The sequence below is a fragment of the Streptomyces sp. NPDC059248 genome, assembly GCF_042753905.1.
Classification (GTDB): Bacteria; Actinomycetota; Actinomycetes; order Streptomycetales; family Streptomycetaceae; genus Streptomyces.
Map to the genome: position 1 here is coordinate 1 of NZ_JBHYZV010000056.1, position 14,042 is coordinate 14,042.

Consider the following 14,042-nt stretch of genomic DNA (forward strand, 5'->3'; position numbering starts at 1 on the left):
ATACACACCAACCTACATCCAATATTTTTCCCCCCCCCCCCCCCCCCCGGGGGGGGGGGTGCTGGCGTGGGGGGCCCCCCCCCCCCCCCCCCCCCCCCCCCCCCCACCCCGGTCGGGTCGAGTCGGGTCCGGTCGGGTCGGGTCGGGTCAGAAGATCAGGCGGTACGCGTTCCAGCCGTTGGTGCCGATCTTCACGCGGGGCTTGAAGGGCTCGGCGGCCTGGCCGGTGCCGGAGTAGCGCCACAGGGCGCCGGCCTTGTCGCGGGCGATCAGGTCGCTCTTGCCGTCGAGGTCGAGGTCGCCGACGCCGACGACGCCGTTGTAGATGTTCCAGCTCCAGCCGACCTTGGCGCGGGGCTTGAACGGGGTCCGGTGCTCACCGGTGCCCTCGTAGAGCCACAGGTCGCCGGACTTGTCGACGGCGGTGATGTCGCTCCTGCCGTCGCCGGTGAGGTCGCCGACGCCCGCGATCCGGTCGTAGACGTTCCAGCCGCCGCCGATCCGGACGGGCGCGGTGACCCTGCCGTCGCCGTGGCCGAGATAGATCCAGAGGGCGCCCGCCGAGTCCCGGGCGAGCAGGTCGGCCCCGGGGCCGCCCGCCAGGTTGCCCGGTGAGAAGACATGGTTGTAGATGTTCCAGCCGCCGCCGACCAGGACGCTGTCGGGCGACTCGGCGGACGAGTAGTGCAGATAGCCGGACTGGTCCCAGAGCCAGACGTCGTCGGCCCAGCCGTCGCCGTCGTTGTCGGCCTGGGTGGCGTTCTTGATGAACTCCCAGCCCGAGCCCAGCCACTCGCGCGCCTGGTAGCCGCCGAGGCCGTCGAGCCCGTAGCCGTACAGCTCCCCGCCGGCGAACGCGTACAGCGCGCGCTGCTCGGCGGCGTTCGGCGCGGCGCTCCGGGCGTCGGCCGCGGCGCCCTTCGCGCCCCGCTTCGCGATCTCGGCCGCCAGCTTTCCGGCCTTGCGGTCCGCGGCACCCGGCTTGTCGGACTCGTCGGCCGCGACGGCGCTCGTGCCGGTGGCGACGAGGGCCGCAGTGAGGGCGGCGACGGCGAGCCGGGACAGGGCACGGGTGCGGGTACGAGTGCGGGTGCGGTTGGCGTTGGATGTGGTCATAGCTGTCACCCCGTATGCGAATGGGAGTGAACTCCCTGTTGAGGGGGGTTCACTACGTTTTGAAGTATTCGCTCTGTTCCTCGGTCCGATCAACTTATTTCGTCGGACAGTTGGGGAAATCGAGGCATTGGCCCGGCACCGGACCGGAACATGACCGGTCGGCTGGAAAACCCCCGTTATCCCCCGGTGATGGCCCCCGGACCGTGCCCTACGCGGCGGACACGGGCCGGACGGCCAGGTGCGTCGGCCGGGCCGACACAAGGGTTTGACCCCCGCTCCCCGGGGATGGTTGTACGCCGGATCCGGAAAGCCGGCCCGGCCCGCGAGAAGCGGCTCAGCGGCTCTCCCGCCCGCGGCGGCGCGGTTCGAACCGTACGGGCAGCGCCGCCAGGCCCTTGCTCCACGGGGACCGCAGCCACGGCAGATCCGCTTCGGGTACGGAGAGGCGGAGGTCGGGGAGCCGGTGGTGGAGGGCGTCGACGGCGGTACGGGTGATCAGCCGGGCGGGGTCCTGTGCCGGGCAGGTGTGGGGTCCGGCGCCGAAGGAGAGATGGGAGCGGTTGCCGACGACCGGGGAGCCGTCCGCCGGCAGGACCTCGGGGTCCCGGTTGGCGCCCGCGAGGCCGAGGAGGAGCAGATCGCCCGCGTGGATCGGGCGGCCGGCGAGCACCAGGTCCCGGGTGGCGTACCGGGCGGGCAGGTGCTGGGTGGGCGGATGCCGCCACAGGACCAGGTCGAGGGCGTCGTCCACGGTGAGATGGCCGCCCGTCAGGGACGAGCGGAACGCCGGATCGCACAGCAGCACCCGCAGGGTCGCGGAGATCCAGTTGACGGTGGTGTGGTTGCCCGCGAGGAACATCACCGCCAGGTTGTGCAGCACCTCGTCGTCGGAGAGCCCCGCCGGATCCCCCAGCAGGACGGAGACCAGGTCGGGGCCGGGGTGCCGGCGCCGGTCCGCGACCAGTTCGGCGAGGATCCCGCTCATCCTGCGGCCAGCGTTGGCGGAGTCCGCGTTGGCCGCGACCATGCCCGTGACGGCCCAGATCAGCTGTTGGCCGGTCCGCTCGTCGAGCCCCAGCAGCCGGACCAGCACCTGGGACGGCAGCTTCTGCGCGTAGTGCGCCACCAGGTCCGCCTCGCCCCTCGGCGCGAACGTCCCGATCAGCTCCTCGGCCGTCGCCCGTACGCCGCGCCGCAGTTCGTGGCCGTCGATGCCGGCGATCGCCTCCGACACCACGGTCCGCATCCGCCGGTGCTGCTGCCCGTCCGCGTACAGCAGCGCAGGGCGCCACCCGAGGACCGGCATGACCGGGGACTCCGGCAGGACCCGCCCGTCCCGCGGCAGCGACCAGCGGCGCGGGTCGTGGGAGAAGTCCTGCTCCTCCCGGGCCACGTACAGCACTTCGCGATGGCCGATCACCAGCCACGCGGGCACACCGGGCGCCAGGGTCACCGGCGCCACCGGGCCGTACTCGCGGCGCAGCTCCCCGTAGAAGGACGGCAGCGCGTCGCCGTCCGGTTCCGGCCCGTAGAGCGCAGGTGCCGTCGGGCACCGGCCGCCGGGCGTACGGGACGCCGGATACGCGTGCTGCGGCGGATAGCTCACAACAAGCCCCCGCCCGGCAGGACCGCCCCCGGTCCCGGTCCCACCCCCGGTCCTGGTCCCGCCTCCGGTCCCGGTGCATCGTCGATCAGATGCCGCAGCAGGGCGATCAGCGCCCCCACCGACGAGCGCAGGTCCCGGGCGTCGCAGTGCACCAGCGGGGTGCCGGGCAGCAGATCGAGCGCCCCGCGCAGTTCGTCCTCCGGATGGCGCGGACTGCCCGGGAAGTCGTTGACCGCGACCGCGAACGGCAGCCCCAGGTCCTCCAGATTGCCCAGCGCGTCGAAGGACGCCGACAGATCGCGGGTGTCCACCAGGACCAGCGCCCCCAGCGCGCCCCGCGCCAGCTCCCGCCACGCGGGCAGGAACCGCTGCTGTCCCGGGGTGCCGAAGAGGTAGAGCACCACGGCGCCGTCGATCGTCATCCGGCCGAAGTCCAGGGCGACGGTGGTGGTGGTCTTCCCGGCCCTGACCATGGTGTCCACCCGCGCGCCCGCCTCGGTCATCACCGCCTCCGTACACAGCGGCTCGATCTCCGAGACGGTGCCGATGAGCGTCGTCTTGCCGACCCCCAGCGGCCCGACGACGAGGATCTTGGCCGCGCCCCGGACGCTCTCCGCGACGTACTTCCCGGCCGGGGCGGGGGAAGAGGGGGCGGCGGGCAGGGCGCGGGCAGCCGGGACCTGCGGGGCCGCGGGCGGGCCCTGGTGTCCCGGACCCCGGGTGCCGGGGGTGTCCCGGTCCCAGGGGTCAGAGACGGCGTTCGAGGCCATGGAGGACCTTTCTCAGCATGGTCGCATCGGTGCGGTCGGCCGGTGGTACGGGCGGGCGGAGCACGACCAGACCCCAGTGCGCGAGGTCGGCCAGCAGTACCTGCACCACCGGGGGCGGCTGGCCGAGGTACGCGGCGACCTCGGCCACCGACAGCAGTCCCCGGCACTCCCGGAGGATCGTCAGATGCTCCGGGAGGAGGGAGTCCGGCGGCGGTACGCCCGCCGCCGTCACCAGGGTCTCCCACGGCAGCGGCGGCCCTTCGGCGCCCGCGCGCCCCCGGGTGATGACATACGGGCGTACCGCCGGAGTGGTCCGCTCCCGCGGAGGGTCGGTCATGAGGTGTCGGCCACGGGATCCCTGGGCCTGCTGCTCAAATGGGCCCCGATCCGGGCGACCAGGAGCTGCATCTGCTGGGCGACCAGACCGACGTCCGCGTCCGTGCCCGTCGCCACCGCGAGATGGGCCCCCGCACCAGCCTGGGAGAAGAGGACGAAGCCGTGTTCGGACTCCAGCATCAGCTGACGCATCCCGGCTCCCGCGCCGAACAGCAGGGACGCGGTCGATCGGCCCGTCATGTTCATCGCCGCGCAGGCCGCCGCGAGCGACTCCGCCCGCGCGACGCTCAACTCCCCGACCGGTCCGGTCAGCCGTTGCGCCGACGCGTGGCCGAGCCGCAGCCCGTCCTCGGAGACGACGACGGCGTGCCGTACGCCCGGGATCTCGATCAGCGGCCTGAGCATCCACCCCACGTCGGGGAGGATCGAAAGGTGACCGTTCACGGTCTGCCTCCATGGTGGATATCGGGTTCGGTGGTGTCCGCGGGCGGTTCGGGTCCGTCGCCGGGTCCGTAGCCGGTGTACGGGTCGTACGTGTCGTACGGCGCGGGCGGCGGCTCGGGGTCCGGGAGCCGGAACCTGGGGCGGGGCCGGTCGGGCGGAACGCCCGGCTCCGAGGCATTGGCCCGCCCCCTGGCCCGTTCACGGTTCCGTTCGCGGTCCCCGGCGTCCGCCTCCGCCTGTGCCCCGGCGACGGACGCCCGGCCCCGCCGGGTACCGGACAGCACGCTCGCCACCGACGCCCGCGCGTCCTCCGGCGTCCAGACAGCGGTCCGTTCCGGCACCTCGGGCGCCGGCGGTATCGGCGGCTGGGGCGCGGGCTGGAGCACCGGCTCCGTCCGCGGCCCCAGGGCCTGCTGGGCGGCGGCCTCCACGGCCGCGCCGCGCCTGCTCCGGCGGCGCGGCAGGGCGGCCCTGGTGTCCCTGGTGTCCCCGCCGTCCCCGGCCGGTCCCGGCGCCGGGGCACCCCATGAACGCGCCTGCTGGGGGCGGCTGCCGTACGGCGCGCCGGGGCGGACGGGCTCCCCGGGGAAGGCCCGGGGGCCGGGGCCCGGGCCGCGTACCGGATCGTCCGACGGGTCGTACGGAACGTCGTAACGAACGTCGTAACGAACGTCGTCCGAGGGCGCGTACGGAGCGTCGGACGGCGCGCCGGGACGGGGGTCGGACCATTCGGGGCGGTAGCGGGGGAGCGGTTCGGGCCGGGGTTCGGGCCGGGTCTCGGGCAAGGGCTCGGGAAGCCGCCGGACCCGGGCCCGGGCGCCGTCCGGCGTTCCGTACGGTCCGGTTCCGTATCCCGGCCCGTCGTGGGCGTCCGGCTCGTGCCCGTCGCCCGCCGGGGCGTCCGGCGCGGCGCCGTAGGACCGGCCGCCGCGGTACGCCTCCGCGTCCCGCCCCCCGGCTCCCCGCGAGAAGTGCGACAGCGGCTCGGTCAGCAGCCGGTACGGGAGGAACGCCACCGCCCGCGTGCCGCCGTACGCCGACGCCGCCGACAGCTCCACGCCGAACCCCAGCTCGCGCGTCCACCGGCCGACGCACGCCAGACCCAGCCGGGGCACCGCGCCCAGGTTCGCCAGGTCCAGCTCGTCCCGGATCCGCGCGGCCGCCCGCTCCAGCACGTCCGGAGGCATCCCGAGGCCCGCGTCGTCGATCTCCACGACCGCGCCCGAACCCACCTCCCGGACCGTGACCACGACCTGGGTGCGCGAGGGCGAGAAGACCGTCGCGTTCTCCAGCAGTTCGGCGATCGTGTGCATCACGCCCTCCACGGCGGGCGGTACGACGTGCAGGGTCCGGCCGCCGTGCACCTCGACCCGGCCGAACTCGACGATCCGGGACTGGGCGCCGCGTACGCAGTCGTACAGCGACACCGGACGGCTCTCCCGCCGCGCGGGCCACACCCCGCACATCACCAGCAGCGTCTGCGCCTTGCGGGTCATCTGCGCGGCGGCGTGGTCCGCCCGCATCACCCCGGCCATCAGCCGGGGGTCCTCGATGCTCTGCTCCACCTCGTCCAGCACCTGCTGCTGCACCGTGGCCATGGCGTGCATATGGCGGGCGACGGACTCGAAGGCGGCCTGGACGGCGTCGCGCAGCTCCCGTTCCCGGCGCACGGCCTCGTCCGAGCCGAGCGCGGCCACGATCAGGGCGAGGTCCGCCGCGAACTCCTCACCGGTGTCGGCGGCCGGTGAGAGGGGTCCGGGGACGTCGTCGAGAGCGCGTCCGGCGCGGCGCCGCTCGGCTATCGCGGGGGCGCGTACGGCGGCCAGCCGCGCCACCTCGGCGGCGCGGGCCTCCGCGGTGCGCCGGTCGGCCGCCCACCGGCGGCGCCGGCCGCGCAGCAGCCGGGCCAGCAACAGCGTCCAGGAGAGCAGCAGGAGCCCGGCGCCGACGGCGGCGCCGGTGACGATCCGGTGCCGGTCGACGGGGGTGTGCTGGGCGGCGGCGACCGCGCCTGCGGCGACGGCGGCCAGCGTGAGCACCGGCCACCAGAAGGGGGTACGGACCGGTTTCGCCCCGGTCCCGGCGGCCCGCCTCACCATCTGCGGCCAGGCGGCGGCGGGCACTCGGGGCGGGAATGTCCGGACTGATCCCTGGGAAACGGCGGGAAATCCTCCCGGGCGGAGGATTTCCGGCGGATACGGGCGATGAGTGCTGAAGAGGTCACGGAAGACGGAGTCCTTCCCGGACGCATCGGCTCCCGCAGGGGGACGGGAGCGGGAGGAATCCTACGATCAACCGACCGCGTTCGAATATCAGTTGGGCAAGCCGGAACAGGGTCGTAAGAGACCCCGGGGACGGAACCGGCATTCCCGCGGGTAACGTCGTCCTCCACGTCTTCACACCTCGGGCACAGTTCCGGGGGCTGTCTATCCTGTCGGTTATCACCCGGTACCGTCCTGTCCGGGAAATTCTCAGGGGAGGCCGGGGGTCCATGAGCCTCGTCGACACACCCGACGCGCGCCATCGCGCCGCCGCCGGTGCCGGCGCGCACAGCATCCGGGTCCGGGTCGTCGCACCCGCCGAGCTGGGCGAACGCGAAATCGAGAGCTGGCGAGCGGTGCGCCGGGAGCAACTCGCGGCGGGCGCCTCCGCCAGCCCCTTCATGGAGCCCGAGTTCACCCTCGCCGTCGCCGCGGTCCGCCCGGCGGCCCGCGTGGCGATTCTGTGGAAGGACGGCGAAGCCGACGGGCCGCCCGTCGGATTCCTCCCCTTCGAACGCGGCGCTTTCGGCCGCGGCCGGGCGATCGGCCTCGGGGTCTCGGACTGCCAGGGCGCGATCCTCCGCCCCGGCCTCGGGATCACGGCCCGGGACCTGCTCACGGCCTGCGGGCTCGCCGTCTGGGAGTTCGACAATCTGGAGGACGGCCAGGAGGCACTCGGCGCCGCCGCCGCCGAATCGTTCCGCTCCCCGGCGATCGACGTCTCCCGCGGCTATCCCGCGTACGAGGACGAGCTGCGGGCCCGCGCCCCGAAGTTCCTCAAGACGACCCTCGCCAAGGAGCGGCGGCTCGCCCGGCAGGCGGGCGACGTCCGGTTCGTCTTCGACGAGCGCGACCCGGCGGCGCTGGCGACCCTGATGGAGTGGAAGTCCGCCCAGTACCGCAGGACCGGCCGCAGCGACCGGTTCGCCAAGGAGTGGATCGCCGAACTCGTCCGGCGGCTGCACGGCTCCGGCGAGACCGGCTGCTCCGGGGTGCTGTCGGTGCTGTACGCGGGGGACCGCCCCGTCGCCGCGCACTTCGGCCTCCGCTCCCGTACCCTCCTCGCCTGCTGGTTCCCGGCGTACGACCCCGCCTTCGCCAAGTACTCGCCGGGGCTCGTGCTCCATCTGCGGATGGCCGAGGGCGCCGCCGCCGCGGGCATCGCCACCCTCGACATGGGCCGCGGCGACGCCGAGTACAAGGACTCCCTGCACACCCGGCTGCTCCGGGTCCACGAGGGCGCGGCGGTACGGCCGAGTACCGGCGCCGCGCTCCACTGGCTGCTGCGCGAACCGCCGCGCCGCGCCCAGGGGTACGTCCGCGACCGGCCCCGGCTCGCGTCCGCCGCTCAGCGCACCCTCACCGGGCTCGCGAAGCTCCGCGGCCGCTGAACCCGCCGCCCGGCACCGTCAGGACCCGCCGCAGCGGAAGACCTCCGTCACCGCACCGCCCGTACGCTTCCGAGCCCGAGGAAAGAACCCCGTACCCGTGACACCCCAGCCGCCCCCGGCGACACCGCCGACGCCACCGACCCCGATCAGGGTCGCCCAGCTCGATCTGTCCGGGCCGGACGGCGAGGTCGTCTCCTTCGGCCCCGCGCTGCCGCCCGCCGCCGCGATCGAGAGCGGCGACGCCGTCTACGCCCTGGTCCGGGTCGCGGGCCGCCCGGTCGCCACCGTCGTCTGTACGGTGCCCGCGGGCAAGAACCCGGCCGACGCCGTCGCCGCCCACGCCCGCGCCGAACTCGCCAGGACCGGGGTCCCCGTCGCCGCCGACACCACCGGCCCCCCGCCGCGTACCAGCGTCGTCGTCGCCACCCGGGAGCGCCCCGACCGGCTCGCCCACGCCCTCGACTCCCTCCTGGCCCAGGACCACCCCGACTTCGAGATCGTCGTCGTCGACAACGCGCCCACCACCGCGGCCACCGAGGAACTCGTCACCAAGGAGTACGCGGACCGGGCCGTCCCCGTCCGCTACGTCACCGAGCCCGTGCCCGGCCTCGCCATCGCCCACAACCGGGGCGTGGCCGCCGCCGACGGCGAGATCGTCGCCTTCACCGACGACGATGTGATCGCCGACCCCCGCTGGCTCACCGAGCTGACCCGGCCGTTCACCGACGACCCCGGCCTCGGCTGCACCACCGGCCTCATCCTCCCCGCCCGGCTCGGTACCCCCGCGCAGATCCTGCTGGAGAGCCACGGCGGCTTCGCCAAGGGCTTCGCCGCCAGGACCTACGACCCGGCGCTCCCGCCCGCCGACGAGCCGCTGTTCCCGTTCACCGCGGGCAGCTTCGGCTCCGGCGCCAATATGGCCTTCCGGGCCACCGCCCTGCGCGCGGCCGGCGGCTTCGACCCGGCCACCGGCACCGGCACCCCGGCCCGCGGCGGCGACGACCTCTACGCCTTCGTCGCCGTACTGACCGCCGGACACCGGCTCCGCTACAGCCCCGAGGCGCTGGTCTGGCACCACCACCGCGAGACCTGGCAGGACCTCACCAACCAGGCGTACGGATACGGCGCCGGGCTCACCGCCTATCTGACCGCCGTCCTGGTCCGGCGCCCCGCCCTGCTCCCGTCGCTGCTGAGGAAACTCCCCCGCGGCCTGGCCAGGGCCCGTACGATCACCGCACACCGTGACTCCGGCGGCGCCGCCGTACCCGGGGCGCACGGTACGCACGACTATCCGTGGCCACGGCAACTGTCGCGGCTGGAGCGGCGGGGCATGCTCGCCGGACCCCTGGGCTACGCCAAGGCGCGCCGCAAGACGCGGGGCGTACGGCCGCCGTGGGAGCCACGGGGCGAGGAGCAGCCTTGAACGACCAGCTGAACCGGCCGGGGACGGCCGGAGCCGCGCCCGGGACCCCGTACATCCCCGTCCTCCTCTACCACGCGGTCATGGAGGACCCGCCGGAGTGGATCGCCGAGTTCACCGTCACCCCGCGCCGGTTCACCGACCAGCTGGACGCGGTCGTCGCCAGTGGCCGGACACCGGTGACCGTCGGCGCCCTCGCCGCGCATCTCGCGAACGGGACACCGCTGCCGGACCGGCCGGTGATCATCACCATCGACGACGGGTTCGCGGATCTGCCGGGCCCCACGGCGGAGGCGCTCGCCGAGCGGTCCCTGCCGTCGACGGCGTATCTGACGACGGGCGCGATCACCCCCGGCGGGCGCAGCCTGCTGCCGCCCGCGCCGATGATGACCCTCTCCCAGGTGCCGCTGCTGGAGCAGTACGGCATGGAGATCGGGACGCATACCGTCACCCACCCTCAGCTCGACACGCTCCGCGGGGGCGACCTCGAACGGGAGCTGCGGGAGCCGCGCGAGGTGCTGGAGGACGTCCTCGGCCACGAGGTGACCCATCTCGCCTATCCGCACGGCTACAGCAGCCGGGGCGTACGCAGGGCGGCGCTGCGCGCGGGCTACACCTCCGCCGTCGCGGTCCGGCACGCGCTCAGTTCGGAGACCGACGACGCGTACCGGATCGCCCGGCTGATCATCCGCCGTACGCACACGGTCGCCGATGTGGAGACCTGGCTCGCGGGCGGCGGGGTGCCGGTGGCGCCGTTCCCCGAGGGGTTCAAGACGATGGGCTGGCGCTGGTACCGCCGGGCGCGCGCCGCGGTCCGGGGGCCCGTCTTCGCGGGCTGACGGCCCCGATCCTTCCGACCCGTGTCACCAGGGGCGGTTCTGGTTGAAGTAGGGATCCGCCATCCCGTCGCCGAGGCTTTTCCAGGACGCGTCGCGGGCCAGCGACAGATTGCAGTGCGGGCCGGGGTCGCGCCAGTTCCACTGGAGGGCGGCGCGCACCCCGTCCAGCTCCTTCACCACCGACGGCACCTCGTCGTACCACTCGGCCTGGCGGCCGGGCCGCTCCGGATCGTCCGCCGAGCCGAACTCGGAGAGCATCAGCGGCTTGTCGGCCGAGATGTGCTGCCGGATCCAGCGGTGGACGTCGCGCTGGGTCTCCCCGAAGGAGACCCAGTCGGTGTCGTGACAGCGGTAGTAGTTGTAGCGGTTGTACGCGATCCAGTCGACGTACGCGTCGCCCGGGTACAGCTTCGGGAACAGCGCGTTGTTGCCCGGATAGCCGGTGATCGTCCAGGTCCACACCGCATTGGTGACGCCCAGCTCGGCGAACCGGTCGTGGATGTGGCGCCAGGCGGCGACGAACTCCTCCGGTGTCCCCGCACCCGGGATCCGGGTGTCCATCTCCAGGTCGAAGGAGAGGAAGAGGGGCTTCCCGTACTCTTTGACCCGCCGCGCCTGGACGTCGATCACCGTGGCGTCCAGCGCGCCCGACGAGATCTGCGTCCACCGCGGCTGCTGGGCGTCCGTACCGCCCCACCACTTGCTCTCCCACGACAGCAGCAGCATCCGCTCCTGTCCGACCTCGCGCTCCTGCTCGGTGACGAGCTGCCCTTCGAGGTCGTCGGTGGACATGTCGTGGTACGCGTAGACGATGTCGAGCTTGCGCCCGATCCGCTTCTCGTAGGCGAGGACCTTCTCCGTCAGCTCCGGCTTCTCGTGCCGGACGTACGCGCCGAACCAGGCACCGCACGGCGGCACCAGCAGCTCGGTGACCCGGCATTCGGGGGAGTCGGGCGACGGGCGGGCGTCGTCGTGCGCGGTGGTGTCCTCCAGGGCCAGGGCGACGGCGCCCAGGAGCAGCGCCACCACGACGGCCGTGGACAGGGCCCACGGCCTACCGCGGTTCGTCACGTGCGTTTCTCGCCTTTCCGCCGGGTCACTTGGCCCGGGGCGGGGGCGCCGGGTCGTCGGAGCGATGTCTGCCCTCCGGGAGCTGCGGACATGCGGCGGCGATCCCGGTCAGCGCGACCAGCAGGAGCAGCACGCCCGTTCCGCTGAAGAACTCGGCGGCGATCAGCGCCGTGGCGGCGAGCACCGTGAGGCCCATGCTCAGGAAGAGGGCGAGCATCAGCAGTTCGAGCCGGTCCGAGTCGCGGTCGAAGCCGGACTCCCAGGCGTCCTCGGGGCCGACCGCCCGGTCGCGGCGGAGCCGGGGCGCGCAGACCCGCAGGACCGCGACGCCGGGTCCGGCCAGCAGGAACACCGCGATCGGCAGCCAGCGCAGCGGATTGCCGTCGGGGAGGAGGGTGGCGACGAGGGCCACCAGACCGGCCACGACCGGGCCGAACCTGACGGCCGGCGCCTCCCGCGCGCCGAGGCCGGTGAGCCCGCCGGACGGCTGTGCGTCCGGGGCCCGCACCGGGCCGCCGAAGCCCTGGAAGCCGCCGGGTCCCTGGCCCGGTCCCGGCCCGTACCCCTGCTCGAACCCCGGCCCGGGGCCCGGTCCCTGGCCCTGGCCCGGTCCGTACCCCTGCCCGTATCCCTGCTCGAACCCCGGCCCGGGTCCCTGTCCCCGGCCCGGTCCGGACCGCCGTCGGGAACCCCGCCCGGCGGCCCGTCCCGTACCGTCTCCGTCTCGGTCTCGGTCTCGGTCTCCGGGTCTCATGACGCCCTCCCCGACGCGCGCTTCAGCCGGTACACGGCCCCGGCCTCGTTGCTCGCGACCTTCTCGAACAGCGGCGAAGCCGCCACGTCCTTCTCGATGTCGCGCATCTGCTCACCGGTGAGCAGTCCGTTCATCTCCGAGTTCGCCACCTGGCCGCGGGTGTGCAGGAAGTACGCCTCACCGGGCGGCCGTACCCCCGACATATCGCTCGCCAGGGTCTTGGCGGGCTCCTTCACGATGTCGTCGACGTGGAACTTGGCGTCGTCGAGGAACCAGTAGTGGTCCACGTCCCAGTAGCGGTCGTACGCGGCCGGGTAGTTGCGGTGCGCCGCGACCACCAGGGACCCCTCGGGGGCCGTCCGCAGCAGATCCTTGACCAGCTTCACCTCGGCGGGCGGGAAGTAGCTCAGCCGGTCCTTGCCCATATAGCTGGGCACGTAGAACGCCGTGAGCACCGTCAGCACCAGCCCCGGCACGACGCCGTAGCGGATGCCCGTCGCCAGCCGGGGGCGCTCGGCGCCCGCCCGCGCCGCCCAGGTCACCGGCAGCAGCGCCACGGCGGCGAAGAAGGCCAGGAAAGGCAGCATGAACATCAGGACCCGGAAGACCATCTCGCTGCCGTAGCCGTTGGCTATCGCCATCAGCGGCGGTACGGCGGCGAGCAGCAGCAGCGGTCTGGCCCGGGTGCGCAGCGGTTTGCCGCCCCGGAACACGCCGACCGCGGCCAGCAGGACCACCAGCGCCGACAGCAGCCGCGCCGACCACGAGGCGAACAGCGCCCCGGAGCCGGTGGGCACGGAGCCGTACCCCCGCTCCAGATTGCTCCCGACGTCCCCGAAGGACTTGATCATGTCGGGGACGGCCTCGCGCAGGAACGGCAGCGACGCGGTCAGGTTCCACGCCGCGAAGACCAGGACCAGCACGATCACCAGGGTCCAGTCCCGGTAGCGGCCCATGACGCAGAGGGCCGCCAGACTCACCACCAGCATCACCGGGGTGAGCTGGTGGGCGACCACGATCGCCGCGATCAGCGGCACCAGCAGCGCCGTCCACACGATCTGCCGGGCGCGGCGGCCCGGTGCCGGGGCCTCGGCCCGGCGCAGCGCCACCGCGATCACCCCCAGATAGAGCGCGAACGCCAGCGACTGCGGCGAGAAGTAGTCCTGGCCGACCCAGTTGGCCGCGTAGAAGATCCAGACGGCGGTCCAGATCAGCCGCCGGTCCTGGGTGAAGGTGCGGTAGATCAGCAGCAGCGGGAGCAGCAGCATCAGACTGGACAGCAGCGGCCACCAGGACATGAACGCCAGCGCGTTCTCCGCCCCGGTCAGATCGACCAGCGCCGCCTGGGCCGCGAAGAAGCCGGGCCACTGGTCGTAGACCGCCATCTCGCGCAGTTCGGCGCCCCGCTGGAGCCGTCCGGCGTCCAGCAGATGCTCGATGATCGCGTCGTGCTTCCACGCCCAGGCGTACAGCGGGGTCGGATAGACCACGGCCTGCGTGGCGCGTTCGAAGAGCAGCAGTCCGACGGTGTACGCCAGCGGCCACCACTGGCTCCGGCGGGGATCGCGGACGCAGTACCAGAAACCGCCGGTGAGCACCGCGAGACCGAGCCAGAAGACGATCGGCAGCTCCCGGAAGAGACCGAAGTCCGAGAGGTCGGAGACGTCGACGGTGGCCGTCGCGATCACCCACAGAAGCAGGGCGACGGCGAGCGGCGCGCCCAGCGTGATCAGCGTACGGCGGTCGGGTATCCGGCTCTCGGCGCCGGCGGCCCTGCGGTCACCGCGCCCGGGTCCGGGGACGCCCGGGCCCGGCCCGGAGTCGGCACCGGCGCCGCCCGCCAACGAGGCGCGCAGCCGGGCCACGGAGAGCCCCATGGTGGGCTGGTCCACCCCGGATCCCGCCGCGCCGTCGCCCCGGCGGCGCCGCCCGGTGGGGGCGGGCTGCCCGGAGTCCGGTCGCGGCACCGGTCTGCCGGAATCGGTGGGTGGTCGTCGCACGCTTCACCTCGGATGGTTCTCGGTCTCGCTCGTT

General features: G+C 73.7%; 12 protein-coding genes. 3 read left to right on the plus strand and 9 right to left on the minus strand.

Annotation, left to right across the window (positions count from 1 at the left end):
• Positions 1-147: 147 nt before the first annotated feature.
• The 6 genes from ACFXG1_RS22830 to ACFXG1_RS22855 all read right to left on the minus strand — a co-directional run bounded on the left by ACFXG1_RS22830 (position 148) and on the right by ACFXG1_RS22855 (position 6,395).
• Positions 148-1,116 (minus strand): FG-GAP repeat domain-containing protein, encoded by a 969-nt coding sequence (locus ACFXG1_RS22830; protein ID WP_384744319.1) that lies wholly within the window; start codon positions 1,114-1,116, stop codon positions 148-150.
• A 334-nt stretch (positions 1,117-1,450) separates the two neighbouring features.
• Entirely contained in the window at positions 1,451-2,722 is a 1,272-nt protein-coding gene (locus tag ACFXG1_RS22835; protein ID WP_384708591.1) for a cytochrome P450, read from the minus strand.
• Positions 2,719-3,384, minus strand: a complete 666-nt coding sequence (locus ACFXG1_RS22840) for an ATP/GTP-binding protein (protein ID WP_384708639.1) — start codon at positions 3,382-3,384, stop codon at positions 2,719-2,721. The genes ACFXG1_RS22835 and ACFXG1_RS22840 overlap by 4 nt, the downstream gene beginning before the upstream one ends.
• Before the next feature lie 85 nt (positions 3,385-3,469).
• A complete protein-coding gene (locus ACFXG1_RS22845; RefSeq protein ID WP_384744321.1) occupies positions 3,470-3,829 on the minus strand; it encodes a DUF742 domain-containing protein in 360 nt (119 codons plus the stop codon).
• Complete coding sequence (locus ACFXG1_RS22850; protein WP_384744341.1) at positions 3,826-4,233, minus strand: roadblock/LC7 domain-containing protein; 408 nt, start codon at positions 4,231-4,233, stop codon at positions 3,826-3,828. Before ACFXG1_RS22850 ends, ACFXG1_RS22845 begins: the two co-directional genes overlap by 4 nt.
• A 35-nt stretch (positions 4,234-4,268) precedes the next feature.
• On the minus strand, positions 4,269-6,395 hold the full coding sequence (locus ACFXG1_RS22855) for an ATP-binding protein (protein WP_384744323.1): 2,127 nt from the start codon (positions 6,393-6,395) through the stop codon (positions 4,269-4,271).
• 368 nt (positions 6,396-6,763) lie between these two features.
• Here ACFXG1_RS22855 and ACFXG1_RS22860 point away from each other — a divergent pair, with 368 nt between their 5' ends.
• The 3 genes from ACFXG1_RS22860 to ACFXG1_RS22870 all read left to right on the plus strand — a co-directional run bounded on the left by ACFXG1_RS22860 (position 6,764) and on the right by ACFXG1_RS22870 (position 10,183).
• Positions 6,764-7,924 (plus strand): GNAT family N-acetyltransferase, encoded by a 1,161-nt coding sequence (locus tag ACFXG1_RS22860; RefSeq protein ID WP_384744325.1) that lies wholly within the window; start codon positions 6,764-6,766, stop codon positions 7,922-7,924.
• A gap of 97 nt (positions 7,925-8,021) precedes the next feature.
• Positions 8,022-9,347, plus strand: coding sequence for a glycosyltransferase (locus ACFXG1_RS22865; RefSeq protein ID WP_384711385.1), 1,326 nt, complete (start codon positions 8,022-8,024; stop codon positions 9,345-9,347).
• 80 nt (positions 9,348-9,427) lie between these two features.
• Complete coding sequence (locus tag ACFXG1_RS22870; RefSeq protein WP_384711394.1) at positions 9,428-10,183, plus strand: polysaccharide deacetylase family protein; 756 nt, start codon at positions 9,428-9,430, stop codon at positions 10,181-10,183.
• A gap of 24 nt (positions 10,184-10,207) precedes the next feature.
• Here the strand turns inward: ACFXG1_RS22870 and ACFXG1_RS22875 are convergent, their stop codons facing one another.
• From ACFXG1_RS22875 to ACFXG1_RS22885, 3 genes are all read right to left on the minus strand, one after another.
• Complete coding sequence (locus ACFXG1_RS22875; RefSeq protein WP_384711382.1) at positions 10,208-11,254, minus strand: hypothetical protein; 1,047 nt, start codon at positions 11,252-11,254, stop codon at positions 10,208-10,210.
• A gap of 25 nt (positions 11,255-11,279) precedes the next feature.
• Positions 11,280-11,762 (minus strand): hypothetical protein, encoded by a 483-nt coding sequence (locus ACFXG1_RS22880; protein WP_384711379.1) that lies wholly within the window; start codon positions 11,760-11,762, stop codon positions 11,280-11,282.
• Positions 11,763-12,004: 242 nt separating this feature from the next.
• Positions 12,005-14,008: a glycosyltransferase gene (locus ACFXG1_RS22885; protein ID WP_384711375.1), complete on the minus strand. Its 2,004-nt coding sequence runs from the start codon at positions 14,006-14,008 to the stop codon at positions 12,005-12,007.
• Positions 14,009-14,042: the final 34 nt, after the last annotated feature.

Coding starts and splice junctions, on each gene's coding strand:
- ACFXG1_RS22830 (WP_384744319.1), bottom strand. CDS start 1,116: ATGACCACATCCAACGCCAACCGCACCCGCACTCGTACCCGCACCCGT.
- ACFXG1_RS22845 (WP_384744321.1), bottom strand. CDS start 3,829: ATGACCGACCCTCCGCGGGAGCGGACCACTCCGGCGGTACGCCCGTAT.
- ACFXG1_RS22850 (WP_384744341.1), bottom strand. CDS start 4,233: ATGCTCAGGCCGCTGATCGAGATCCCGGGCGTACGGCACGCCGTCGTC.
- ACFXG1_RS22860 (WP_384744325.1), top strand. CDS start 6,764: ATGAGCCTCGTCGACACACCCGACGCGCGCCATCGCGCCGCCGCCGGT.
- ACFXG1_RS22870 (WP_384711394.1), top strand. CDS start 9,428: ATGGAGGACCCGCCGGAGTGGATCGCCGAGTTCACCGTCACCCCGCGC.